Origin of the sequence: Streptomyces sp. NPDC093591 (genome assembly GCF_044764885.1) — a bacterium.
Taxonomy (GTDB): Bacteria; Actinomycetota; Actinomycetes; order Streptomycetales; family Streptomycetaceae; genus Streptomyces.
Genome location: NZ_JBIWIY010000015.1, coordinates 131148 through 155100 on the forward strand (window position 1 = coordinate 131148; position 23953 = coordinate 155100).

A 23953-nucleotide genomic window follows, 5' to 3' on the forward strand; every position below is an offset into this window, starting at 1 on the left:
CGCACCCACCCTCATGACTACGACGACTCCCTCACGCGGCCGCCGTCGCGCCCCCACCCGAATCCAGCGGGCGGCGGGCAAGGCCGCGGCGCTGCAGAAACCGCGCGTGATCCTCGCCGGACTGCTCCTGCTCGCGCTGACCAGCGTCATGCTGCTCGACGGCTATCTGCGCGCCGAGGTCGGCGGCGACCAGCGTGTGCGCACCGGGGCCAGCTCCAGCAAGGTCCCCGACAAGGTCCTCGACGGCGGGCCGATCCTCACCTTCCGGGGCGGTCAGGCCACCACCGTCTCCGTCCCGGACAAGACGATCGCCCTCACCTTCGACGACGGACCGAACCCGACCTGGACGCCGCAAGTCCTCGAGATCCTGAAGAAGTACGACGTACCCGCCACGTTCTTCGTGGTCGGCTCGATGGTCTCGCGCTACCCGGGGATCGTCGAGGACATGGTCGAGCAGGGCAACGAGGTGGGCATCCACACCTTCACCCACGTCGACCTCTCCTACCAGAGCGACGCCCGCGTCAACCGCGAGATGCAGCAGACGCAGCTCGCGCTGGCGGGCGCGGCCGGCATCACGACCACGCTGTTCCGGGCGCCGTACTCCTCGGAGACGGACGCCATCGACAACTACAGCTGGCCCGTCTACAAGAAGCTCGGCGAGAGCGGCTACACCAGCGTCTTCGTCGACACCGACAGCGACGACTGGAAGCGGCCGGGCGTCTCGAAGATCGTCAAGTGGGCCACGCCGGAGGACGGCGAGGGCGCGTCCGTGCTCTTCCACGACGCGGGCGGCGAGCGGTCGCAGACGATCAAGGCGCTGCCGACGTACATCGAGAAGATGAAGGCGAAGGGCTACACCTTCACCACGATCAGCGGCGCCGTACAGAAGGACGAGTCGGCGAACGGTCAGCAGGCGGGAACCGGTCAGCAGGCGGCGGGTGATCAGCAGGCGGCGGCCGGTACGGCGGGTTCCGGCCGGCAGCCGGGCGGTGCGCCGACCGGACAGACGCAGCAGGGCCCGAACGGGCAGACGGGCGTGGGCATCTCGAACCTCCAGGCCGCTCACCGCGAGGCCACCGGCGCGACCCTCTACGAGGGCAAGGCCCTGATCGGGGCCGTGGCCGTCGCCGAATGGGCGGTTCCGGTGCTGTCGGTCGGCCTCATGATCGTCGGCGTCGCCGTGCTGGGCCGCTTCGGCATGATGCTGCTCCTCGCCCGCCGCCACTACCGGCAGCGCAACAAACGCCGGTTCAGCTGGGGACCAACCGTCCACCAACCGGTGAGCGTGATCGTCCCGGCGTACAACGAGAAGGAGTGCATCGCCAACACCCTCGCGTCGCTGGCGAAGAGCACGCATCCGATCGAGATCATCGTCGTGGACGACGGTTCGTCGGACGGCACCTCCGAGATCGCGCGCAACGCGGCCCGCGAACTCGGCATGACCAACGTCCGCGTCATCCGCCAGGAGAACGCGGGCAAGCCGGCGGCGCTGAACAACGGTGTCCGCAGCGCCAGTTACGACATCGTCGTGATGATGGACGGCGACACGGTCTTCGAGCCGGACACCGTACGGCAGCTGGTGCAGCCCTTCGCCGACCCCGAGGTGGGCGCGGTGGCCGGCAACGCCAAGGTCGGCAACCGCAACACCGTCATCGGTGCCTGGCAGCACATCGAGTACGTGATGGGCTTCAACCTCGACCGCCGTATGTACGACCTGCTGCGCTGCATGCCGACCATCCCGGGCGCGATCGGCGCCTTCCGCCGCGAGGCGGTCCTCGAGGTCGGCGGTATGAGCGAGGACACGCTCGCCGAGGACACCGACATCACCATCGCCATGCACCGTGCGGGCCGGCGGGTCGTCTACCAGGAGCATGCGCGCGCGTGGACGGAGGCGCCGGGTTCGCTCAAGCAGCTGTGGTCGCAGCGCTACCGCTGGTCGTACGGCACCATGCAGGCGCTGTGGAAGCACCGCAAGTCCCTGACGGACAAGGGGCCTTCGGGCCGCTTCGGCCGGGTCGGCATGCCGCTGGTCGTCATCTTCCAGATCGTCACGCCGGTCTTCGCGCCGCTGATCGACGTGTTCACCGTCTATTCGATGATCTTCGTCGACTTCACGGCGGCGCTGCTGGCCTGGCTGGCGGTGCTCGGGGTGCAGCTGCTGTGTGCCGCGTACGCCTTCCGCCTGGACGGCGAGAAGTACCGCTACCTGCTCATGATGCCGCTCCAGCAACTGGCCTACCGCCAGATGATGTACCTCGTCCTCATCCACTCCTGCATCACCGCCCTGACCGGCGGCCGCCTGCGCTGGCAGAAGCTGAAGCGCACGGGCGAGGTCGGGACACCGGCGGGGGTCAGCTGATGAGCTGGGGACAGGAGCAGCCGGGGTATCCACAGGCGTACCCGCGAGGCAACAGCTACGGCAGCGGCAGCGACAACAGCTACGGCAGCGGCTACGGATACGGGCAGCAGTCGCAGGCGCCGTACGGCCATGACGGCTACGGCCGACCGCAGCAATACGTCCAGGAGCAGTCGTATCCGCAGCAGTACGTGGACTACGGGCAGGATGCCGGCATCGAGGGGACGGCGCCGCTGCCCGTGGAGGACCCGGAACCGGATCCGCAGCCGGATCCCCGGGCCCGGAACCCCGCTGCCGAGGTGGAGGAGGAGAAGCCTCCGCCTCGGCCCGCGGGCCGCGACCGCTACTTCGACACCCTCCGCGCGGTCGCCCTCATCCGCGTCGTCACCTACCACACCTTCGGCTGGGCCTGGGCGGGCATGGTCTTCCCCTCGATGGGGATCATGTTCGCCCTGGCCGGCACCCTCATGGCCAAGTCCCTGGAACGCCCCGCGGTCCAGGTGGTGCGCGGCCGGATGCGCCGGCTCCTGCCGCCCTTCTGGTTCTGGGGCTTCTTCGTCGTCGTGGCGATGCTGATCCACGACTGGATGCCGGGCTGGCAGATCGTCTACTGGATCGTGCCGCTGGGCGACCCGCCGGGCAACGCCTGGGGCCAGCAGGCCTGGGAGATCCTCTGGTACCTGCGGACGTACCTCTGGTTCGTCCTGCTCTCCTCCCTGCTGCTGCGCGTGTTCCGCCTGGCCCCGGTGACGGTGCTGCTGCTCTCGCTGAGCCCGATCCTCGTCCTCCACTTCGCGTGGGAGCCCCCGGACAACCGCTTCGGCAGCGCGCTCACCGACCTGGCCACGTTCCTCTTCTGCTGGATCCTCGGCTTCGCGCACCGCGACGGCGTCCTGCGCCGGCTCAAGCCGTTCGCCGTCGCCGCCCTCTCCCTCGCGGCGATCGGGTACGGCGGCTGGTACGCCTTCACCCACCAGGCCGAAACCGGCTCCTACGACCTGGACGACATCCCCCTCGCCCAGGCCTTCTGGTCGGCGGGCTATGTGACGCTGCTGATGTACGCCAAGGAGTACTTCCGGATCGACTTCGCCTGGCTGACCCGCTTCCGCCGCGCCGACCGCCTCGTCACGGTCTTCAACGCCCGCGCGGTCACGATCTACCTCTGGCACGAGATCGCCCTGATCCTCGCCGTGCCGCTGATCGACCAGTTCTGGAACGTGCCCGCCTTCGAGAAGTACCTGCCGCTGGAGAGCCAGTGGTTCATGTTCGGCATCGGCTGGATCCTGATCACGGTGTTCGTCGTGTTGTGCGGCTGGGTTGAGGACGTGGCCGGGAAGAAGAAACCCAAGCTCGTTCCGTGAGGCCCCGGCTGCTTGCGTGAGGGGCCTCGGCCGCTTCCATGCGGGCGGCTGCAAGAATGGGCACGTGACCCGCGCTTCCCTGAACAAGCAGCCGCACGAAGTCGCCTCGATGTTCGACGACGTGGCGGAACGGTACGACCTGACCAACGACGTGCTGTCGCTCGGCCAGGACCGTGTGTGGCGCAAGGAGGTGGCGAAGGCGGTCGACGCCCGCCCCGCGCAGAAGGTCCTCGACCTGGCGGCCGGCACGGCCACCTCGTCCCTGCCCTTCGCGCAGACGGGCGCGTACGTCGTCCCCTGCGACTTCTCCCTCGGCATGCTCCAGGTCGGCAAGAAGAAGCACCCGTGGCTGCCGCTCACGGCGGGGGACGCGACGAAGCTGCCGTTCAGGGACGACACCTTCGACGCGGTCACCATCTCCTTCGGGCTGCGCAACGTCCAGGACTTCGACGCCGCCCTGCGTGAGATGTACCGGGTGACGCGGCCTGGCGGCCGGGTCGTGATCTGCGAGTTCTCGCACCCGACCTGGGCGCCCTTCCGCACCGTCTACACCGAGTACCTGATGCGCGCCCTGCCCCCGGTCGCCCGCGCGGTGTCCTCGAACCCCGACGCGTACGTCTACCTCGCCGAGTCCATCCGAGCCTGGCCCGACCAGCCGGCCCTCGCCGAACACCTGCGCAAGGCGGGCTGGTCGAAGGTGGCCTGGCGGAACCTGACGGGCGGAGTGGTGGCCCTCCACCGGGGCTTCAAGCAGAGCTGAGCGGCAGGCGTCAAGCTGAACTGAGCGGCAGGCTGCAAGCTGGGCGGCAGCCTCAAGCGGAGCTGACGACGGGGTACGGGTCCCCGGGCTCGTCGAGTTCCCGCTCCAGCCCACCCTTCGGCGGCCACGGGGTGCGTGGCTCGCGTACGCCTCCGCCGCCCTCGCCCTCGCCGAAGTCGAACCAGACGTAGACCAGCGAGTCCCGCGGCACCTCGGCGCCGGGCTGGGGGTACTGGCGTACGACGTAGTCGACGACGGTGAGGTGGAAGTCCGGCCGGTCCGGTGCGTTGAGGAGCAGGCCGTGCGACTTCGCTGCCTCGCGCGCGTCCATGGCCATCAGTCCGACGAACCTCGGTACGCGCACCTCGGGCTTTTTGGGTGTTATACGCACAGATGTCACCCCCAGCGGTACTGGCAGGGTAACCGCGCAGGCACGCCGCCCGGAAGCGTCAAGTACCTTTCTGTAGCAGTCGATTACTCAGGGTCACCAGTGGTCCGCGAAGGGCCACGCACCCGGCGTCACAGATCGAGCCGGTAGCAGTGCCCCTGCTGCCGCGCATCCGGTGTGGTGAACACTTCGTCTAGCCGCATCTCCAGCCGCCGCGTCACCGCGATCGACCGCTCGTTGCGGGCGTCGACCATCGCCACCACGCTCGGCACCCCGGCCGCCCGCACCCGCTCCAGCGTCAGCCGCGCGGCCGCCGTGACATACCCCTTGCCCCAGTGCTCCCGGCCGAGCCGCCAGCCGATCTCGATCTCCCCCGTGGGACCCCAGGGCCGCTCCCACGGCTGGGCTCCGGTGAAGCCGACGACCTGCTCGTTCTCGTCGAGCATGGTCCACAGGCAGAACCCGAGCACGGCGTCGTGCCGACGCTGACGGGCGGTGAGCTCCTCGTAGACGGACAGCTCCGCGGCCCGGCCGCCGTGGAACTCCATGACATCGGGGTGGGCGAAGACCCGGTGCCAGGCGACGGCGTCCTCGTCGGTGGGGACACGGAGCCGTACGACAGGGAGAGCTCGGTTCACGGAGGCAGCCCTTCAGCCGGGTGATCAATGCTGCTGAATAGACTGCCCATGTCCAGTGCCGGTCGGCACACAGATTTCGAACTCGGGGAGATCCCGCCGTGACCGACGTGACCGAGCCACTCTCCTCACCCGTCTCCTCGCCCCTCACCGAGAACACCGCCGATGTGATCGTCGTGGGCGCGGGACCGGCCGGCTCCACGACGGCCTACCACCTGGCCAAGTCCGGCCTCGACGTCCTCCTGCTGGAGAAGACCGAGTTCCCGAGGGAGAAGGTCTGCGGTGACGGCCTGACCCCGCGCGCGGTCAAACAGCTCGTGGCGATGGGCATCGACATCTCCGAGGAGGCCGGCTGGCTGCGCAACAAGGGCCTCAGGATCATTGGCGGCGGCGTACGCCTCCAGCTCGACTGGCCCGACCTCGCCTCCTTCCCCGACTACGGCCTCGTCCGCAAGCGCGACGACTTCGACGAGCAACTCGCCCGCCAGGCCCAGAAGGCAGGCGCCCGCCTCTACGAGCGCTGCAACGTCGGCGCCCCGATCATCGACGACCGCACCGGCCGCATCACCGGCGTCCACGCCAAGCTCGGCGAGGAGAAGCGCGAGGTCACCTTCCACGCGCCCCTGGTGGTCGCCGCCGACGGCAACTCCACGCGGCTGTCCCTGGCGATGGGTCTGCACCGCCGCGAGGACCGCCCGATGGGCGTCGCCGTACGGACGTACTTCGAAAGCCCCCGCCACGAGGACGACTACCTGGAGTCCTGGCTGGAACTGTGGGACCGCCGCGGGCCGGGAGAGGACCGCCTCCTGCCCGGCTACGGCTGGATCTTCGGCATGGGCGACGGCACGTCGAACGTCGGCCTGGGCGTGCTCAACACCTCCGACTCCTTCAAGGAGCTCGACTGGCGCGAGGTCCTCAAGGCCTGGTGCGCCTCCATGCCGGAGGACTGGGGCTACACCCCGGACAACATGACCGGACCGATCCGCGGCGCCGCCCTCCCCATGGCCTTCAACCGCCAACCGCACTACACCAAAGGCCTGCTGCTGGTCGGCGACGCCGGCGGCCTGGTGAACCCCTTCAACGGCGAGGGCATCGCCTACGCCATGGAGTCCGGCCAGATCGCCGCCGACGTCATCGTCCAGGCCCACGCCCGCTCGACCCCCGCCGGGCGTGAACTCGCCCTCCAGCGCTACCCGCGCGTCCTGAAGGACACCTACGGCGGCTACTACACGCTGGGCCGCGCCTTCGTGAAGCTCATCGGCAACCCGAAGGTCATGAAGATCGCGGCCCAGCGCGGCCTGACCCACCCGCTCCTGATGAAGTTCACCCTGAAGCTCCTGGCGAACCTCACCGACCCGACGGGCGGCGACGCGATGGACCGGATCATCAACGGGCTGAGCAAGGTGGCACCGAAGGCCTGACCCAGCGGCGACTAGCCGTTGAGGGCCTCGACGTTGGCGGCCCGGCGTGCGAAGACCTCCTCGCGCCGGTCCGCCACCTGCCGCAGCGCGTCCTTGCGTTCGCGCTTGGAGAGCCGGTCCAGATAGACGTGCCCGCCCACATGGTCGGTCTCATGGGCGAGGCAGCGGGCGAAGTACCCCGTGCCCTCGATCACCAGCGGCTCGCCGTCCTTGTCGTACCCGCGCACCACGGCCCGGTCCGGGCGCGGGACGTCCATCACCGCGCCCGGCACGGAGAGGCACCCCTCGCTGTCGTCGAGCAGCCTGCGCCCGGCCGGGTCGAGGGGCTCCAGCACCGGGTTCACGATGTGCCCGACATGCCGGACCCCGTCGTCGTCCGGGCAGTCGTACACGAACAGCCGCAGATTCACGCCGACCTGGTTCGCTGCCAGTCCCGCCCCGTCGGCGATGTACATCGTCAGGAACATGTCGTCGATGAGCGCGGCGAGATCGGGCCCGAACTCGGTGACATCCCGGCATGGCTTGTGCAGCACCTCTTCACCCACCTCGGTGATCCTGCGCACCGACCCACGCCGGGCCTCGGGCGCGAGCGGCGGATACGACTCGACGGGCCTGCCTTGCACGAAAACGCTGGGCATCGCTGTCTCTCCTTCGTGTCTGTGTGCTGTTGCGTGGTGTGAGGATGCTGTGGTCGGCCGAGAAACGGGCTTCCGACCTCGGCAGACCCTCCCTACCCTCACGGATTCATGACAACAGAACACACGCAGGAGCCCCAGGAGAAGACAGGTCACTCGCGATCCGGCCACACCCGCAGACGCTTTCTGGCCGGTGCCGGAGGAGCCGCCGGCGCCCTCGCCTTATGGCCGGCGGGAAGCGCGAAGGCGGCTTCGGGCAAGAGCGTCGCCATCCTCGGCGGCGGAGTGTCCGGCCTGAGCGCCGCCCACGAACTCGCCGAACGCGGCTACGCGGTCACCGTCTACGAGTACTACGACACCCTCGGCGGCAAGGCCCGCTCGATGCCCGTCCCCGGCACGGCGGCCGACGGCCGCGCGGACCTCCCCGCCGAGCACGGCTTCCGCTTCTTCCCCGGCTTCTACCGGAACCTGCCGGACACCATGCGCCGCATCTCCGTCCCCGGCAACGCGAACGGCGTCCACGACAACCTCCGCAGCGGCACCGAGGCCCTGTTCGCCCGCTCCGGCGGCCGGCCCGACCTGCACTTCCCGCTCCGCCGCGCCACCACCCCGCCCCGCCCCGGCGACCTCACCCTCAGCTGGATCCGCGACCAGATCCTCTCGGTGCTGGACCTCGGCACGCGCCTCCCGGCCCACGAGGTGGCCTACTTCGCCGACCGCCTCCTCGTCCACCTCACCAGCTGCGACGCCCGCCGTGAGGAGGTGTGGGAGAAGGTCGCCTGGTGGGACTTCATCCGCGCCGAGGAGATGAGCGAGGAGTACCGGACGGTCCTCGGCATCGGCCAGACCCGCAATCTGGTCGCCACCCGCGCGGAGGTGGCCTCCACCCGAACCGTCGGCCGCGTCATCATCGAGGCCCTGCTCCTGTGGGGCCTGCTCGGCCGCGGCATGGACGGCGACGCCGACATCGACCGCATCCTGAACGCCCCCACCAGCGAGGCCTGGATCGACCCCTGGGAGGCCCACCTGCGCTCCCTCGGCGTCCGGTTCGTCCTCGGCACCCAGGCCCACGAGGTCCTCTACGACCGCGGCCGGGTGACCGGCGTCCGCGTCTCGGCCCGCGACGGCGCCGACGAACGAACGGTCACCGCCGACCACTACATCTCCGCGCTGCCGGTCGAGCACGCGCGCGTGACGTGGGGTCCCGCCCTGCGCGCGGCCGACCCGCAGCTCGTGAAGTGCGACGCGCTGCAGACGGACTGGATGACCGGCGTGATGTTCTACCTGCGCACGCCGACACCGGTCGTGCACGGCCACATCAACTGCCTCGACTCACCTTGGTCGGTGACCGGCATCGGCCAGGCCCAGTTCTGGGACGGACGGGACTTCGCGCGCGACTACGGCGACGGCCGGGCCCACGACTGCCTCTCCGCGATCATCTCGGAATGGGACAAGCCCGGCATCCTGTACGGCAAGACGGCCAAGGAGTGCACGAAGGAGGAGGTTGTCGCCGAACTCTGGGCCCAGCTGAAGGACGGCCTGAACGACGCCGGTAAGACCACGCTCCGGGACGAGGACCGCCTCGGCTGGTTCATGGACCCGGCGGTGACGGGCCTGGGCGGCCCGGACCCGCAGAACCGCGAACAGCTCCTCATCCACCCCACGGGCACGCTCTACAACCGCCCCACGGCCCGCACGAAGGTCCCGAACTTCTTCCTCGCGGGCGACTACGTTCGCACGGACGTCGACCTGGCGACGATGGAAGGCGCCAACGAATCCGCGCGCTTGGCCGTCAACGCCCTCCTGGAAGCGGACGATTCGGACGCCGAGCGCTGCCGGATCTGGGAGCTGTACCGGCCCCCGGAGCTGGAGCCGCTGAAGCGCGTCGACGAGGTGCGCTACAAGCTGGGCCTGCCCAATACCTTCGACCTCGGCTGAGGCGTAACGGCTTCCGGCTGAGACGTAAGGGCCGCTGCCCCCGAGCGGCTGCGGCCCTTACGGTGATCCCTGCGACTCAGAGGACGCGCACCGCACCCGACGCCGGGTACCCGGACAGGTCCTGGATGACGACGCCCTTGGAGGGGTTGGCCGCGTCCAGGTACTGGCCGTTCCCGATGTAGACGCCCACGTGGTACGCCGAGCCCTTGCCGCCCCAGTACAGGATGTCGCCGACCTGGATCTGCGACAGCGGGATGTCGGTGCCGGCCATCGACTGGTCCTGCGAGACCCGCGGCAGGTCGACGCCGACCTGCTTGAACGCGGCCTGGACCAGGCTGGAGCAGTCCCACGCGTTGGGGCCGGTGGCACCCATGACGTACGCGTCGCCGACCTGCGCCCGGAGGAAGGAGATGACGGTCGCGACGCTGCCGCTGGCGGGAGCGGCCACGTCCGTGCTCGTGCTCGCGGAAGCGGACAGGGTGGCCCGCTCGGCGCTGCGCGAGGCGGCGGCCTCTGCGGCGGCCCGGCGGGCCTCCTCGGCCTTCTTCTTCGCCTCGGCCTTCTTCTTGGCCTCCGCGAGGTCCTTCTTGGCTTCCTTGGCCGCCGCGGCGGCGGCCGCGTCACGCTCGGCGTCGAGCTCGTAGTTCGCCGCCGCCAGCTGAGTGGCGTCCGCGGACTGGGCGAGCTGGTCCGCCAGGTCACCCGTGAGGGTGGGCAGTTCGATGGTCTGCGTGACCGGCTCGGCGGCGTTCGCCGCGGACGCAGCACCTGCCGCTGCCATGCTGAGGACGCCACCGGCAACTCCGGCACGCATCGCGATGGTCGTCGATGCGCCGCGGCGGGGCTTCCGGTGGCTACGTATGTGAGCGGTGTGGGACATGAGAACAACCGGTATCAGGGGCTCCTCCATACCTTCAAGAAACGTGGGCTGCGCCACAGTTACTCAATCACCGCCCCAATTTCCCGGCGTGCCGCCCTTTATTGACGCCGTAACGGACATTGCGGACCCCCTCGATCCCGCCCGTGATCACGGACTTTCATCATTAAGTCCGAATTGCCCATCGCTTACCACTTGTTGGAACCGGTGGCCAAGCCCGGTTCTCAGGGTCTCGTCTCGGTGTGGCAGAGGTCACGCAACGGTTACGGCGATGTGCGCGTCCCGTGCCCGGATCCCGCCCCTCGACGCTCGTGAACGCGTGCACGCGTCCACATCCCGCTCCGGAGCTCCCTCTCATGTGTGAATGCGCCACTATCAAGGCCATCTGTCCAGCGCCAATTTGCATGCAAGGGAACTCTCTTGATATTGAGACGCCCCTTCCGAGCTGCATCAACGAGCGGAAATGTCACCTCTGGTGATCACCTGAACGCTTCTCGTGTGAAGATCACCGCTCATCCTGCTTCATGATCCTTCGTCAGGTGGTGGAGATCACAAAGCTTGTGCAATACCCCGTGTCGCAGATCACAGAGCGGCGGGCATAAGATGCGAGGCAGTTGGGCTTGTGACCTGCTTCACATGTTCTCGATCTTCGCCGGGACGAGCGGGGTTCGTGGGACTGGTGAGGCAGCCGTGGGCCCAGTGCAACCGCCAGCAGTCAGTGCCGACTGAGAGGAGCGAGGAGCGGTGAACGCGTATGCGCCCATCCTCGTACTGGGAGCCCTCGGGGCAGGCTTTGCGATCTTCTCCGTGGTCATGGCCACGCTGATCGGTCCGAAGCGATACAACCGGGCCAAGCTCGAGGCCTACGAGTGCGGTATCGAGCCGACCCCCACGCCGGCCGGCGGCGGGCGCTTCCCCATCAAGTACTACCTGACGGCGATGCTCTTCATCATTTTCGATATCGAGATCGTCTTCCTCTACCCCTGGGCCGTCACCTTCGACGCCCTGGGGATTTTCGGGCTCGTGGAGATGCTGCTCTTCGTGCTCACCGTCTTCGTCGCGTACGCGTACGTATGGCGGCGCGGCGGCCTGGAATGGGACTGAGGGGCCTTAAGACATGGGACTCGAAGAAAAGCTGCCGAGCGGATTCCTGCTGACCACCGTCGAGCAGGCCGCGGGCTGGGTGCGCAAGGCGTCCGTCTTCCCGGCCACCTTCGGCCTCGCCTGCTGCGCCATCGAGATGATGACCACCGGCGCCGGCCGCTACGACCTGGCGCGCTTCGGCATGGAGGTCTTCCGCGGCTCGCCGCGCCAGGCCGACCTGATGATCGTCGCCGGACGGGTCAGCCAGAAGATGGCGCCGGTGCTCAGGCAGGTCTACGACCAGATGCCGAACCCCAAGTGGGTGATCTCCATGGGGGTCTGCGCCTCCTCGGGCGGCATGTTCAACAACTACGCGATCGTCCAGGGCGTCGACCACATCGTCCCGGTCGACATCTATCTCCCCGGCTGCCCGCCGCGGCCGGAGATGCTGATGGACGCCATCCTCAAGCTGCACCAGAAGATCCAGACCTCCAAGCTCGGCGTGAACGCCGAGGAGGCTGCCCGGGAAGCGGAGGAAGCGGCGCTCAAGGCCCTGCCCACGATCGAGATGAAGGGGCTGCTGCGGTGAGCGACGCCAACGGCACCAACGGGGCGAACGGGTCGAACGGGGTCAACCCCGAGAAGGACCTCAGCGCCTCCAACCTCCCGGGCCAGCGCGGCCAGGGCGGCGAGGAGATCCGCGTCCAGCGCGGCATGTTCGGCGCCAACAACGGTGGCGACACCTCCGGCTACGGGGGCCTGGTCCGCTCGGTCCGGCTCCCGGGCCCCGCGAGCCGCCCCTACGGAGGCTGGTTCGACGAGGTCGCCGACGAACTCGAGGGCGCGCTGGAGGAACAGGGACTCCTCCCTGACAACGCGATCGAGAAGACGGTCGTCGACCGCGGCGAACTCACCTTCCACGTCGAACGCGAGCACCTGGTCCGCGTCGCCCGCACCCTGCGCGACGACCCGGCCCTGCGCTTCGAACTCTGCACGGGTGTCAGCGGCGTCCACTACCTCAGCGACAAGGGCCGCGAGCTGCACGCCGTCTACCACCTGCGCTCGATCACCCACAACCGGCTGATCCGCCTCGAAGTCAGCGCCCCCGACAGCGACCCGCACATCCCGTCGCTCGTCTCCGTGTATCCGACGAACGACTGGCACGAGCGCGAGACGTACGACTTCTTCGGCATCGTCTTCGACGGTCACCCGGCCCTGACGCGGATCATGATGCCGGACGACTGGCAGGGCCACCCGCAGCGCAAGGACTACCCCCTCGGCGGCATCCCCGTCGAGTACAAGGGCGCCCAGATCCCGGCTCCGGACCAGCGGAGGTCGTACTCGTGAGCACGCAGTCAGCATCCGCCCGTGAGACCACGGAAGGCACCGTCTATACGGTGACCGGTGGCGACTGGGACGAGGTCGTCCAGGCCGCGGCCCGCGCCGACGACGAGCGCATCGTCCTCAACATGGGCCCCCAGCACCCCTCCACCCACGGAGTGCTCCGCCTGATCCTGGAGATCGACGGCGAGACGGTCACCGAGGCCCGCTGTGGCATCGGCTACCTCCACACCGGCATCGAGAAGAACCTCGAGTACCGGACCTGGACGCAGGGCACCACGTTCGTGACGCGCATGGATTACCTGACGTCCTTCTTCAACGAGACCGCCTACTGTCTCGCCGTCGAGAAACTCCTCGGCATCGAGGACCAGATCACCGAGCGCGCCAAGATCATCCGGGTGCTCCTGATGGAGCTGAACCGGCTCTCCTCCCACCTGGTGTGCATCGCCACCGGCGGCATGGAACTCGGCGCCACCACGATCATGATCTACGGATTCCGTGATCGTGAAATGATTCTCGACATCTACGAGCTCATCACGGGCCTGCGGATGAACCACGCGTACATCCGCCCCGGCGGACTCGCCCAGGACCTGCCGCCCGGCGCGGTGGACCAGATCCGCGAGTTCGTTAAGAAGATGAAGAAGAACCTCCCGGAGTACGACAAGCTCGCCACCGGGAACCCCATCTTCAAGGCCCGCATGCAGGACATCGGCTATCTCGACCTGGCCGGCTGCATGGCCCTCGGCGCCACCGGCCCGATCCTGCGCTCCACCGGTCTGCCGCACGACCTGCGCAAGGCGCAGCCGTACTGCGACTACGAGACGTACGACTTCGAGATCCCGACCGCCGACACCTGCGACTCCTACGGGCGCTTCCTGATCCGCCTGGAAGAGATGCGTCAGTCGCTCGGGATCGTCGAGCAGTGCCTGGACCGGCTGCAGCCCGGACCGGTCATGGTCGCCGACAAGAAGATCGCCTGGCCCGCCCAGCTCGCCCTGGGACCGGACGGGCTCGGCAACTCCCTCGACCACATCAAGAAGATCATGGGCACCTCCATGGAGGCCCTGATCCACCACTTCAAGCTGGTCACCGAGGGCTTCCGCGTCCCGCCGGGACAGGCGTACGCGGCCGTCGAGTCGCCCAAGGGCGAACTCGGAGTGCACGCCGTCTCCGACGGCGGCACCCGCCCCTTCCGGGTCCACTTCCGCGACCCGTCCTTCACCAACCTGCAAGCCATGGCGGCGATGTGCGAGGGCGGCCAGGTCGCCGACGTCATCGTCGCCGTCGCGTCCATCGACCCCGTGATGGGAGGCGTCGACCGGTGACCACCTCTTCTTCGGAGCGGGGCGTCAGCCTGAGCATGCCCGAACTGCCCGCGCCCGCATACCCGGACGACGTTCGAGAACGGCTCGAGAGGGACGCGCGCGACGTCATCGCCCGCTACCCGGACTCCCGGTCCGCCCTCCTGCCGTTGCTGCACCTCGTGCAGTCGGAGGAGGGCCATGTCACGCGCACCGGGATGCAGTTCTGCGCGGACATGCTGCACCTGACCACGGCCGAGGTCACCGCGGTCGCCACCTTCTACACCATGTACCGGCGCAAGCCGAGCGGTGACTATCAGGTGGGCGTCTGCACCAACACCCTGTGCGCGGTGATGGGCGGTGACGCGATCTTCGAGGAGCTCCAGGAGCACCTGGGTGTCGGCAACGGTGAGACGACCGACGACGGCAAGGTCACCCTGGAGCACATCGAGTGCAACGCCGCCTGCGACTTCGCGCCGGTCGTGATGGTCAACTGGGAGTTCTTCGACAACCAGACCCCGGGGAGCGCCAAGCGCCTCGTCGACGACCTGCGCGCGGGGCGGACCGTCGAGCCGACGCGCGGGGCGCGGCTGTGCACCTTCAAGGAAACCGCGCGGATCCTGGCCGGCTTCCCCGACGAGCGGCCCGGGGCCGTCGAGGCAAGCGGCAGTGCGGGACCGGCCTCGCTGGTGGGCCTCCGCCTGGCCAAGGGGGAGACCGCACCCGCGCGCGTGGTCCATCCGCGGGACGGCGGCCCGCATGACGAGCCGCAGGACAGTGCGGTGCACGAGCCGTCCCCGACCGAGCACCTCAGTTCGCATGACGCGCCGCAGGACACATCGGCATCCGACCCAGCCCACCCGGCAGGGCCTACCGCCGAGGAGGGGGAGTGATGACCTTGGCACCCGAGCTGAAAGACACCAGCCCCGAGAAGCTGCTCGCACCCGTGCTGTCGGCCTTCTGGGACGAGGACAGGTCCTGGACGCTGGACGTCTACCGAAGGCACGAAGGATACGAGGGGCTTCGCAAGGCGCTCGCCATGTCGCCGGACGACCTGATCGCGTACGTCAAGGACTCCGGTCTGCGCGGGCGCGGCGGCGCGGGATTCCCGACGGGAATGAAATGGCAGTTCATTCCCCAGGGTGATGGAAAACCGCACTATCTAGTTGTCAACGCCGACGAATCGGAGCCCGGAACCTGCAAGGACATTCCGCTCCTCTTCGCGAACCCGCATAGCCTCATCGAGGGCATTGTCATCGCGTGTTATGCCATCAGGTCTTCGCATGCCTTCATCTATCTGCGTGGTGAAGTCGTCCCCGTTCTGCGGCGGTTGCACGAGGCCGTGCGCGAGGCCTACGCGGCGGGCTACCTCGGCGAGAACATCCTGGGCAGTGGCCTCGACCTCGAACTCACCGTGCACGCCGGCGCCGGCGCGTACATCTGCGGTGAGGAGACCGCACTGCTCGACTCGCTCGAAGGCCGCCGTGGTCAACCACGGCTTCGTCCCCCCTTCCCTGCGGTGGCAGGTCTCTACGCCTGCCCGACTGTTGTGAACAACGTCGAGTCGATCGCGTCGGTTCCCGCGATTCTGCATCGGGGCAAAGACTGGTTCCGGTCGATGGGCAGCGAGAAGTCCCCGGGCTTCACGCTCTACTCGCTCAGCGGCCATGTCGCGAGCCCCGGCCAGTACGAGGCCCCGCTCGGCATCACACTCCGCCAGCTCCTCGAAATGAGCGGCGGGATGCGCCCCGGCCACCGCCTCAAGTTCTGGACACCGGGCGGTTCCTCGACGCCGATGTTCACCGACGAGCACCTCGACGTCCCTCTTGACTACGAAGGAGTGGGCGCCGCGGGTTCCATGCTCGGCACGAAGGCGCTCCAGTGCTTCGACGAGACGACCTGCGTCGTACGGGCCGTCACCCGCTGGACCGAGTTCTACGCCCACGAGTCCTGTGGCAAGTGCACGCCCTGCCGCGAAGGCACGTACTGGCTCGTGCAGTTGCTGCGCGACATCGAGGCCGGCAAGGGCGTGATGAGTGACCTCGACAAGCTGAACGACATCGCCGACAACATCAACGGCAAGTCCTTCTGCGCCCTCGGCGACGGTGCCGCCTCGCCGATCTTCTCCTCGCTGAAGTACTTCCGCGAGGAGTACGAGCAGCACATCACGGGCCGCGGCTGCCCCTTCGACCCGGCCAAGTCGACGGCCTGGGCCGACCACCGCACGGAGGTGAACGCATGACCGTGACCACGAGCGCTCCCTCCGGGGGCGGAGAGGCGGCGGTCCCGCCGGAAGATCTCGTCTCGCTGACCATCGACGGCGTCGAGATCAGCGTGCCCAAGGGCACCCTGGTCATCCGGGCCGCCGAGCAGCTCGGCATCGAGATCCCCCGCTTCTGCGACCACCCGCTCCTCGACCCGGCCGGCGCCTGCCGCCAGTGCATCGTCGAGGTCGAGGGCCAGCGCAAGCCGATGGCGTCCTGCACGATCACGTGCACCGACGGCATGGTCGTGAAGACGCACCTCACCTCGCCGGTCGCCGAGAAGGCCCAGAAGGGTGTGATGGAGCTCCTGCTCATCAACCACCCGCTGGACTGCCCGGTCTGCGACAAGGGCGGCGAGTGCCCGCTGCAGAACCAGGCCATGTCGCACGGCCACGCCGAGTCCCGCTTCGAGGGACGGAAGCGGACGTACGAGAAGCCCGTACCGATCTCCACGCAGGTTCTGCTCGACCGCGAGCGGTGCGTGCTGTGCGCCCGCTGCACCCGCTTCTCCAACCAGGTCGCAGGCGACCCGATGATCGAGCTGGTCGAGCGGGGCGCGCTCCAGCAGGTCGGCACCGGTGAGGGCGACCCCTTCGAGTCGTACTTCTCCGGCAACACCATCCAGATCTGCCCGGTCGGCGCGCTCACCTCGGCGGCGTACCGGTTCCGCTCCCGCCCCTTCGACCTCGTCTCCTCGCCGTCGGTGTGCGAGCACTGCTCCGGCGGCTGCGCGACGCGGACGGATCACCGGCGCGGCAAGGTGATGCGGCGGCTCGCGGCCAACGACCCCGAGGTCAACGAGGAGTGGATCTGCGACAAGGGGCGGTTCGCGTTCCGCTACGCCCAGCAGCGCGACCGGCTTCAGACGCCGCTCGTGCGCAACGCCGAGGGCGACCTCGAACCGGCCTCCTGGCCGGAGGCGCTGCAGATCGCGGCCCAGGGACTGCTCGCCTCGCGCGGCCGGACCGGTGTCCTGACCGGCGGCCGGCTCACCATCGAGGACGTCTACGCGTACAGCAAGTTCGCGCGCGTGGCGCTCGACACCAACGACATCGACTTCCGCGCGCGCGTGCACAGCGGCGAGGAGGCCGACTTCCTCGCCTCGCGGGTCGCCGGTCACGGCCGTGACCTCGACGGTACGGGCGTCACGTACACCCTCCTGGAGAAGGCACCGGCCGTCCTGCTGGCCGGGTTCGAGGCCGAGGAGGAGGCGCCCGGCATCTTCCTGCGGCTGCGCAAGGCCTGGCGCAAGCACGGCCAGAAGGTCTTTTCGCTCGCCACGCACGCGACGCGCGGTCTGGAGAAGGCCGGCGGCACGCTGCTGCCCGCCGCTCCCGGCACCGAGACCGAATGGCTGGACGCGCTCGCGAGCGGGGTCGGCCTGGAAGGGGACGGGGCGAGGGCGGCCGAGGCGCTGCGCACCGAGGGCGCGGTGATCCTCGTCGGTGAGCGGCTGGCCGCTGTGGCAGGTGGGCTCACCGCCGCCGGGCGGGCCGCGGCCGCGACCGGCGCCCAGCTGGTGTGGATCCCGCGCCGGGCGGGGGAGCGCGGTGCCGTCGAGGCCGGTGCGCTGCCGTCGCTGCTGCCGGGCGGGCGTCCCGCGACCGACCCGCGCGCGCGTGAGGAGGTCGCCGCAGTCTGGGGTGTGGCCGATCTCCCGCACCGTTACGGCCGCGACACCGGCCAGATCGTCGAGGCCGCCGCGACGGGCGAACTCCAGGCCCTGCTGGTCGCGGGCGTCGAGGTCGCCGACCTGCCCGATCCGGCACGCGCGCGTGAGGCGCTCGCCGAGGTCGGCTTCGTGGTGTCGCTGGAGCTGCGGCCCGGCGAGGTGACCGAGCTCGCCGATGTCGTGCTGCCCGTCGCCGCGGTCGCCGAGAAGGCGGGCACCTTCCTCAACTGGGAGGGCCGAGTGCGCTTCTTCGAGGCCGCGCTCAAGCCCGACCACATGACCCGCCGCCTGGCTCCGACCGACGCGCGCGTGCTGCAGATGCTGGCCGACGCCATGGACGTACACCTGGGCCTGCCCGATCTGCGCACCACGCGCGTGGAGATCGACCGGCTCGGCGCCTGGGACGGCCCGCGGGCCACCGACCCCCTGGAGATCGCGGCCCAGTTGCCGCGACCGGCCGCCGGTGAGGCCGTCCTGGCCGGGCACCGGCTGCTGCTCGACCAGGGCCTCCTCCAGGCGGGCGACGAAGCGCTCGCCGGCACCCGGCACGCCGCCCACGCGCGCGTGTCGGCCGCCACGGCCGCCGAGGTCGGCGTCAAGAACGGCGACATGCTCGCCGTGACCGGAACGGCAGGAGTCGTCGAACTCCCGCTGCAGATCACGGAGATGCCCGACAGGGTGGTGTGGCTCCCGCTGAACTCCGTGGGCAGTGGCGTCGCCTCCGACACCGGGGCGCTGCCCGGCTCACTCGTCCGCATCGGCCCGGCGACCCTCGCGTCCGAGGCCCCTCAGGAGGTGGAGGCATGAGCCCTTTCCTCGCTGCTGAAGACCTCTCGATGTTCGGCCGCGACCCCTGGTGGCTGGTCGTCATCAAGGCGGTGTTCTGCTTCGCCTTCCTGATGGTGACCGTGCTGTTCTCCATCGTCTGGGAGCGCAAGGTCGTCGCCTGGATGCAGCTGCGCATCGGCCCCAACCGGCACGGCCCCTGGGGCATGCTGCAGTCGCTCGCCGACGGCATCAAGCTGATGCTCAAGGAAGACGTCATCGTCAAACGCGCGGACAAGGTGGTCTACGTCCTCGCGCCGATCGTCGCGGCCATCCCGGCCTTCATGGCGATCGCGGTGATCCCCTTCGGGCCGGCAGGCAACGAGATCTCGATCTTCGGTCACCGCACCACCATGCAGCTCACCGACCTGCCGATCGCGATGCTCTACATCCTCGCCGTCGCCTCGGTCGGCATCTACGGCATCGTGCTGGCCGGTTGGAGTTCCGGATCGACGTATCCGCTGCTCGGTGGCCTGCGGTCCTGCGCCCAGATGATCTCGTACGAGATCGCCATGGGTGCCGCCTTCGCCTCGGTGTTCCTCTACTCCGGGTCGATGTCGACCTCGGCGATCGTCGAGGCGCAGCAGGACCGCTGGTACATCGTCCTGCTGCCGGTCTCCTTCCTGATCTACATCGTGACGATGGTCGGCGAGACCAACCGCGCTCCGTTCGACATGCCGGAGTCCGAGGGTGACCTGGTCGGCGGCTTCAACACCGAGTACTCGTCGATCAAGTTCGCGATGTTCATGCTCGCCGAGTACGTGAACATGGTGACGGTCTCGGCCGTGTCCGTGACGCTCTTCCTGGGCGGCTGGCGGGCGCCGTATCCGGTCAGCACCTTCTGGGAGGGCGCGAACCACGGCTGGTGGCCGCTGCTCTGGTTCGTGATCAAGGTCCAGCTGCTGCTGTTCTTCTTCATCTGGCTGCGGGGCACGCTGCCTCGCGTCCGCTACGACCAGCTGATGAAGCTCGGCTGGAAGGTCCTCATCCCGGTCTCCGTCGTCTGGCTGATGCTCGTCGCGACCGTGCGGACGCTCCGGAACGAGAACTACGACTTCGCCGACATCGCCCTCTACGTCGGCGGCGGCGTCCTCGCGCTGCTGCTCCTCTCCTTCGTCGCGGACATGTTCCGCGAGCGGACGAAGGCAGGCGCGCAGCCCGTCGAGGAACCCGCCGGCTTCGACGCGATGGCGGGCGGATTCCCCGTACCGCCACTGCCCGGACAGGAGCTTCCGCCGGTGCCGCGGCGCCGCCCGCGCCGTGAGCGGGAGCTGATTGTCAGTGGTGGGCCCGATACTCAGAGTGACGGATCTCTGGATGGAAAGGAGGCGTCCGATGGCTGAGGAGCCCAAGGAGACCAACCCCGGTTTCATGAACCCCGTCGCAGGCTTCGGCGTGACCTTCAAGGCCATGTTCAAGAAGCGGCTGACCGAGCAGTACCCGGAGCAGCAGAAGACCACCGCTCCCCGCTTCCACGGACGGCACCAGCTCAACCGCCATCCGGACGGCCTGGAGAAATGCGTCGGCTGCGAGCTGTGCGCCTGGGCCTGCCCCGCCGATGCCATTTATGTGGAGGGCGCCGACAACACCGACGAGGAGCGCTACTCGCCGGGCGAGCGGTACGGCCGCGTGTACCAGATCAACTACGCCCGCTGCATCCTGTGCGGTCTGTGCATCGAGGCGTGCCCCACGCGCGCGTTGACGATGACCAACGAGTTCGAGCTCGCCGACTCCAGCCGCGCCAACCTCATCTACACCAAGGAGCAGCTGCTCGCCGGTCTCGAGGACGGCATGGTCGACACCCCGCACGCCATCTACCCGGGGACCGACGAGCAGGACTACTACCGGGGTCTGGTGACGGAGGCCGCGCCCGGTACCGAGCGCCAAGTGGCCCTCTCCAAGGGGGAGGTCCCACAGGAGGCCGCCACGACCTTCGGTGAGGACGAACCGGCGTCCGAGAAGGTGATCGGCCGATGACCGAGCAGCTCGCCGCCTACTCCACCTCCACCGGAGAGGCCTTCCAGTTCTGGGTCCTCGGCACCGTCGCCGTCATCGGCGCCCTGGGCACCGTCTTCATGAAGAGGGCCGTGCACAGCGCCCTCTGCCTCGCCGGAACCATGATCATCCTTGCGGTGTTCTACCTCGCCAACGGCGCCTACTTCCTGGGCGTCGTGCAGATCATCGTCTACACCGGCGCGATCATGATGCTGTTCCTGTTCGTGGTGATGCTGGTCGGCGTCACGGCCGCGGACTCCCTGAAGGAGACCATCAAGGGCCAGCGCTGGCTGGCCCTTCTCTGCGGCCTGGGCTTCGGCATCCTGCTGGTCGGGGGCATCGGCAACGCCTCGATCACGGAGTTCAACGGCCTCGCCCAGGCGAACGCGAACGGCAATGTGGAGGGCCTCGCGGTCCTCCTCTTCACCAAGTACGTGTTCGCCTTCGAGATCACCGGTGCCCTCCTGATCACGGCCGCCATCGGCGCCATGGTGCTCACCCACCGCGAGCGCACCGAGCGCGCCAAGACGCAGCGCGAGCTGTCCGAACAGCGCGTCCGCGAAGGCAAGCACGTCCCGCCGCTGCCGGCGCCCGGCGTGTACGCCCGGCACAACGCGGTCGACATCGCGGGCCTGCTGCCCGACGGCACCCCCTCCGACCTCACGGTCAGCAAGACGCTGCGCGAGCGCGGCCAGATCCGTGACGTGTCCACCGAGGCGCTCAACGACCTCAAGGCCCTGGAACAGCGCGCGGAGGAGCGGCTGGAGCGGACCGCGATCGAGCCGTCGGCCTTCAAGCGGCCCGAGGAGGCGTCCAAGTGAACCCCGTCAACTACCTCTACCTGGCCGCCCTGTTGTTCACGATCGGCGCGACCGGCGTGCTGATCAGGCGCAACGCGATCGTCGTCTTCATGTGCATCGAGCTCATGCTCAACGCCTGCAACCTCACGCTCGTCGCCTTCTCCCGGATGCACGGCAATCTCGACGGCCAGATCATCGCCTTCTTCACGATGGTCGTCGCCGCCGCGGAGGTCGTGGTCGGGCTCGCGATCATCGTGTCGCTGTTCCGTTCCCGCCACTCGGCCTCGGTCGACGACGCCAGCCTGATGAAGCTCTAAGGGGTCGGAAGAAATCGTGGAGAACCTGATTGCGCTGCTGGTCGCGGCGCCATTGCTCGGAGCGGCCGTACTGCTGTGCGGCGGCCGGCGTCTCGACGCCGTCGGCCAGTGGATCGGCACGCTCCTGTCGTTCGTCTCCTTCGTCTTCGGCGTGATCCTCTTCGCCGACCTGCTGGGCAAGGACGCCGAACACCGCACCCTCACCCAGCACCTGTTCAGCTGGGTCCCGGTCGAGGGCTTCCAGGCCGACATCGCCTTCCGCCTCGACCAGCTGTCGATGACGTTCGTGCTGCTGATCACCGGCGTCGGCTCGCTGATCCACCTGTACTCGGTCGGGTACATGGAGCACGACGAGCGGCGCCGCCGCTTCTTCGGCTATCTGAACCTGTTCCTCGCGGCGATGCTGCTGCTCGTCCTCGCCGACAACTACCTCCTGCTGTACGTCGGTTGGGAGGGCGTCGGTCTCGCCTCCTATCTGCTGATCGGCTTCTGGCAGCACAAGCCCAGCGCCGCCACGGCCGCGAAGAAGGCCTTCCTGGTCAACCGCGTCGGCGACATGGGCCTGTCGATCGCGATCATGCTGATGTTCCTCTGGTTCGGCACCTTCGCCTTCGGCCCGGTGCTCGGCAGCCATGAGGAGGCCGGGCTGGTCGGCGGCGCGACCGAGGGCCAGCTCACCGCCATCGGCCTGATGCTGCTGCTCGCCGCCTGCGGCAAGTCCGCCCAGGTGCCGCTGCAGTCCTGGCTCGGGGACGCGATGGAGGGCCCGACCCCGGTCTCGGCCCTCATCCACGCCGCGACGATGGTGACTGCGGGCGTCTACCTGATCGTCCGCTCCGGCGCCATCTTCAACGCCGCGCCGGACGCGCAGCTGGTGGTCACCATCGTCGGTGCCGTCACGCTCCTGTTCGGTGCGATCGTCGGTTGCGCGAAGGACGACATCAAGAAGGCGCTGGCCGGCTCGACCATGTCGCAGATCGGCTACATGATCCTGGCCGCGGGCCTCGGACCCATCGGCTACGTCTTCGCGATCATGCACCTGGTCACGCACGGCTTCTTCAAGGCCGGGCTGTTCCTCGGCGCCGGCTCGGTCATGCATGGCATGAACGACGAGGTCGACATGCGCAAGTACGGCGGCCTGCGCAAGTACATGCCGGTCACCTTCGTCACTTTCGGCCTCGGCTACCTCGCCATCATCGGCTTCCCCGGTCTGTCCGGCTTCTTCTCCAAGGACAAGATCATCGAGGCGGCCTTCGCCAAGGGCGGTGCCGAGGGCTGGATCCTGGGCGGTTGCGCGCTGCTGGGCGCGGCCATCACGGCGTACTACATGACGCGCGTGATGCTGATGACGTTCTTCGGCGAGGAGCGCTGGCGCCACGCCCCGACCCCGTCCCCGACCGAGCCCAGCGTGGAGCCCGCCGCCGAGACGCACGGCGAGCACGCCGAACCGCACCCGCACGAGTCGCCCAAGGTCATGACGATCCCGATGATCGTGCTGGCCGTCGGGTCCGTGGCCGGCGGCGCGTTCTTCAGCATCGGCGACCGCTTCATCCACTGGCTTGAGCCCGTCACCGGGCACGCCCACGGCCACCCGCCGATCGGCGCGGCAGCGGTCACCGGCGCGACCGTGGCATGCATGGTCATCGGTGTCGCCCTCGCCTACGCCCAGTACGGCCGCCGCCCGGTCCCGGCCGTCGCCCCGCGCGGCTCGCTGCTCACCCGGGCCGCCCGGCGCGACCTGCTCCAGGACGACTTCAACCACGTCGTGCTCGTGCGCGGCGGCGAGCACCTCACGCGCTCCCTGGTGTACGTCGACCACACCCTGGTCGACGGCGTCGTCAACGGCACGGCGGCCTCGATGGGCGGCCTGTCCGGACGGATGCGCAGGCTGCAGAACGGCTTCGCGCGGTCGTACGCGGTCTCGATGTTCGGCGGTGCGGCGATCCTCATCGCCGCGACCCTGCTGATGAGGGCGGTCTGATAC

21 protein-coding genes are annotated in these 23953 nt (G+C 68.8%); 17 read left to right on the forward strand and 4 right to left on the reverse strand.

Features of this window, described 5'->3' with window-relative positions; genetic code table 11:
* Positions 1-13: 13 nt before the first annotated feature.
* From ACIREI_RS29615 to ACIREI_RS29625, 3 genes are all read left to right on the forward strand, one after another.
* Complete coding sequence (locus ACIREI_RS29615) at positions 14-2359, forward strand: bifunctional polysaccharide deacetylase/glycosyltransferase family 2 protein (RefSeq protein WP_403339097.1); 2346 nt, start codon at positions 14-16, stop codon at positions 2357-2359.
* Positions 2359-3717: an acyltransferase gene (locus ACIREI_RS29620; protein WP_403339100.1), complete on the forward strand. Its 1359-nt coding sequence runs from the start codon at positions 2359-2361 to the stop codon at positions 3715-3717. The genes ACIREI_RS29615 and ACIREI_RS29620 overlap by 1 nt, the downstream gene beginning before the upstream one ends.
* Before the next feature lie 64 nt (positions 3718-3781).
* The gene (locus tag ACIREI_RS29625; protein ID WP_403339102.1) at positions 3782-4477 is read left to right on the forward strand and encodes a demethylmenaquinone methyltransferase; all 696 of its coding nucleotides are present in this window, start codon (positions 3782-3784) and stop codon (positions 4475-4477) included.
* A 52-nt stretch (positions 4478-4529) separates the two neighbouring features.
* Here the strand turns inward: ACIREI_RS29625 and ACIREI_RS29630 are convergent, their stop codons facing one another.
* Together ACIREI_RS29630 and ACIREI_RS29635 are read right to left on the reverse strand one after the other, a co-directional pair.
* Positions 4530-4841, reverse strand: coding sequence for a PASTA domain-containing protein (locus ACIREI_RS29630; RefSeq protein WP_403339104.1), 312 nt, complete (start codon positions 4839-4841; stop codon positions 4530-4532).
* 155 nt (positions 4842-4996) lie between these two features.
* Positions 4997-5503, reverse strand: coding sequence for a GNAT family N-acetyltransferase (locus ACIREI_RS29635; RefSeq protein WP_403339107.1), 507 nt, complete (start codon positions 5501-5503; stop codon positions 4997-4999).
* Between the two features lie 98 nt (positions 5504-5601).
* On the opposite strand from ACIREI_RS29635, the gene ACIREI_RS29640 reads away from it, so the two are divergent.
* Positions 5602-6921, forward strand: a complete 1320-nt coding sequence (locus tag ACIREI_RS29640; protein WP_403339110.1) for a geranylgeranyl reductase family protein — start codon at positions 5602-5604, stop codon at positions 6919-6921.
* A gap of 11 nt (positions 6922-6932) precedes the next feature.
* Here the strand turns inward: ACIREI_RS29640 and def are convergent, their stop codons facing one another.
* The gene (def, locus tag ACIREI_RS29645) at positions 6933-7559 is read right to left on the reverse strand and encodes a peptide deformylase (RefSeq protein WP_403339113.1); all 627 of its coding nucleotides are present in this window, start codon (positions 7557-7559) and stop codon (positions 6933-6935) included.
* Positions 7560-7667: 108 nt separating this feature from the next.
* On the opposite strand from def, the gene ACIREI_RS29650 reads away from it, so the two are divergent.
* The gene (locus ACIREI_RS29650) at positions 7668-9494 is read left to right on the forward strand and encodes an FAD-dependent oxidoreductase (protein WP_403339116.1); all 1827 of its coding nucleotides are present in this window, start codon (positions 7668-7670) and stop codon (positions 9492-9494) included.
* A gap of 76 nt (positions 9495-9570) precedes the next feature.
* Here ACIREI_RS29650 and ACIREI_RS29655 read toward each other — a convergent pair whose 3' ends face one another.
* Positions 9571-10404 carry a C40 family peptidase gene (locus ACIREI_RS29655; protein WP_403339119.1) on the reverse strand — a complete coding sequence of 278 codons (834 nt, stop codon included), beginning with the start codon at positions 10402-10404 and terminating at the stop codon, positions 9571-9573.
* Between the two features lie 711 nt (positions 10405-11115).
* Between ACIREI_RS29655 and ACIREI_RS29660 the strand changes: the two genes are divergently transcribed.
* From ACIREI_RS29660 to nuoL, 12 genes are read left to right on the forward strand one after another with little or no spacing between them, the layout of a single operon-like run.
* On the forward strand, positions 11116-11475 hold the full coding sequence (locus tag ACIREI_RS29660) for an NADH-quinone oxidoreductase subunit A (protein WP_003974383.1): 360 nt from the start codon (positions 11116-11118) through the stop codon (positions 11473-11475).
* Between the two features lie 13 nt (positions 11476-11488).
* Positions 11489-12043 (forward strand): NADH-quinone oxidoreductase subunit B family protein, encoded by a 555-nt coding sequence (locus ACIREI_RS29665; protein ID WP_003998928.1) that lies wholly within the window; start codon positions 11489-11491, stop codon positions 12041-12043.
* On the forward strand, positions 12040-12801 hold the full coding sequence (locus ACIREI_RS29670; RefSeq protein ID WP_403339123.1) for an NADH-quinone oxidoreductase subunit C: 762 nt from the start codon (positions 12040-12042) through the stop codon (positions 12799-12801). Before ACIREI_RS29665 ends, ACIREI_RS29670 begins: the two co-directional genes overlap by 4 nt.
* Entirely contained in the window at positions 12798-14120 is a 1323-nt protein-coding gene (locus tag ACIREI_RS29675; protein WP_356572273.1) for an NADH-quinone oxidoreductase subunit D, read from the forward strand. Before ACIREI_RS29670 ends, ACIREI_RS29675 begins: the two co-directional genes overlap by 4 nt.
* On the forward strand, positions 14117-14989 hold the full coding sequence (gene nuoE / locus ACIREI_RS29680; protein ID WP_403339126.1) for an NADH-quinone oxidoreductase subunit NuoE: 873 nt from the start codon (positions 14117-14119) through the stop codon (positions 14987-14989). The genes ACIREI_RS29675 and nuoE overlap by 4 nt, the downstream gene beginning before the upstream one ends.
* Entirely contained in the window at positions 14989-16338 is a 1350-nt protein-coding gene (gene nuoF, locus ACIREI_RS29685) for an NADH-quinone oxidoreductase subunit NuoF (RefSeq protein ID WP_403339129.1), read from the forward strand. Before nuoE ends, nuoF begins: the two co-directional genes overlap by 1 nt.
* Entirely contained in the window at positions 16335-18839 is a 2505-nt protein-coding gene (locus ACIREI_RS29690; protein ID WP_403339132.1) for an NADH-quinone oxidoreductase subunit G, read from the forward strand. The genes nuoF and ACIREI_RS29690 overlap by 4 nt, the downstream gene beginning before the upstream one ends.
* A complete protein-coding gene (gene nuoH, locus ACIREI_RS29695; RefSeq protein WP_403339135.1) occupies positions 18836-20200 on the forward strand; it encodes an NADH-quinone oxidoreductase subunit NuoH in 1365 nt (454 codons plus the stop codon). The genes ACIREI_RS29690 and nuoH overlap by 4 nt, the downstream gene beginning before the upstream one ends.
* Entirely contained in the window at positions 20193-20834 is a 642-nt protein-coding gene (gene nuoI / locus ACIREI_RS29700) for an NADH-quinone oxidoreductase subunit NuoI (protein ID WP_403339138.1), read from the forward strand. Before nuoH ends, nuoI begins: the two co-directional genes overlap by 8 nt.
* Complete coding sequence (locus ACIREI_RS29705; RefSeq protein WP_403339140.1) at positions 20831-21673, forward strand: NADH-quinone oxidoreductase subunit J; 843 nt, start codon at positions 20831-20833, stop codon at positions 21671-21673. Before nuoI ends, ACIREI_RS29705 begins: the two co-directional genes overlap by 4 nt.
* On the forward strand, positions 21670-21969 hold the full coding sequence (gene nuoK / locus ACIREI_RS29710; protein ID WP_003998919.1) for an NADH-quinone oxidoreductase subunit NuoK: 300 nt from the start codon (positions 21670-21672) through the stop codon (positions 21967-21969). Before ACIREI_RS29705 ends, nuoK begins: the two co-directional genes overlap by 4 nt.
* A gap of 16 nt (positions 21970-21985) precedes the next feature.
* Positions 21986-23950, forward strand: coding sequence for an NADH-quinone oxidoreductase subunit L (nuoL, locus tag ACIREI_RS29715; protein ID WP_403339143.1), 1965 nt, complete (start codon positions 21986-21988; stop codon positions 23948-23950).
* The last annotated feature ends 3 nt before the right edge of the window (positions 23951-23953 follow it).

Excerpts from the sequence above, each read along its gene's own strand:
- nuoH (WP_403339135.1), top strand. The coding sequence starts at position 18,836 with ATGAGCCCTTTCCTCGCTGCTGAAGACCTCTCGATGTTCGGCCGCGAC.
- ACIREI_RS29615 (WP_403339097.1), top strand. The coding sequence starts at position 14 with ATGACTACGACGACTCCCTCACGCGGCCGCCGTCGCGCCCCCACCCGA.
- ACIREI_RS29690 (WP_403339132.1), top strand. The coding sequence starts at position 16,335 with ATGACCGTGACCACGAGCGCTCCCTCCGGGGGCGGAGAGGCGGCGGTC.
- ACIREI_RS29705 (WP_403339140.1), top strand. The coding sequence starts at position 20,831 with ATGACCGAGCAGCTCGCCGCCTACTCCACCTCCACCGGAGAGGCCTTC.
- def (WP_403339113.1), bottom strand. The coding sequence starts at position 7,559 with ATGCCCAGCGTTTTCGTGCAAGGCAGGCCCGTCGAGTCGTATCCGCCG.
- ACIREI_RS29655 (WP_403339119.1), bottom strand. The coding sequence starts at position 10,404 with ATGGAGGAGCCCCTGATACCGGTTGTTCTCATGTCCCACACCGCTCAC.
- ACIREI_RS29665 (WP_003998928.1), top strand. The coding sequence starts at position 11,489 with ATGGGACTCGAAGAAAAGCTGCCGAGCGGATTCCTGCTGACCACCGTC.
- ACIREI_RS29620 (WP_403339100.1), top strand. The coding sequence starts at position 2,359 with ATGAGCTGGGGACAGGAGCAGCCGGGGTATCCACAGGCGTACCCGCGA.
- nuoI (WP_403339138.1), top strand. The coding sequence starts at position 20,193 with ATGGCTGAGGAGCCCAAGGAGACCAACCCCGGTTTCATGAACCCCGTC.
- nuoF (WP_403339129.1), top strand. The coding sequence starts at position 14,989 with ATGACCTTGGCACCCGAGCTGAAAGACACCAGCCCCGAGAAGCTGCTC.
- ACIREI_RS29650 (WP_403339116.1), top strand. The coding sequence starts at position 7,668 with ATGACAACAGAACACACGCAGGAGCCCCAGGAGAAGACAGGTCACTCG.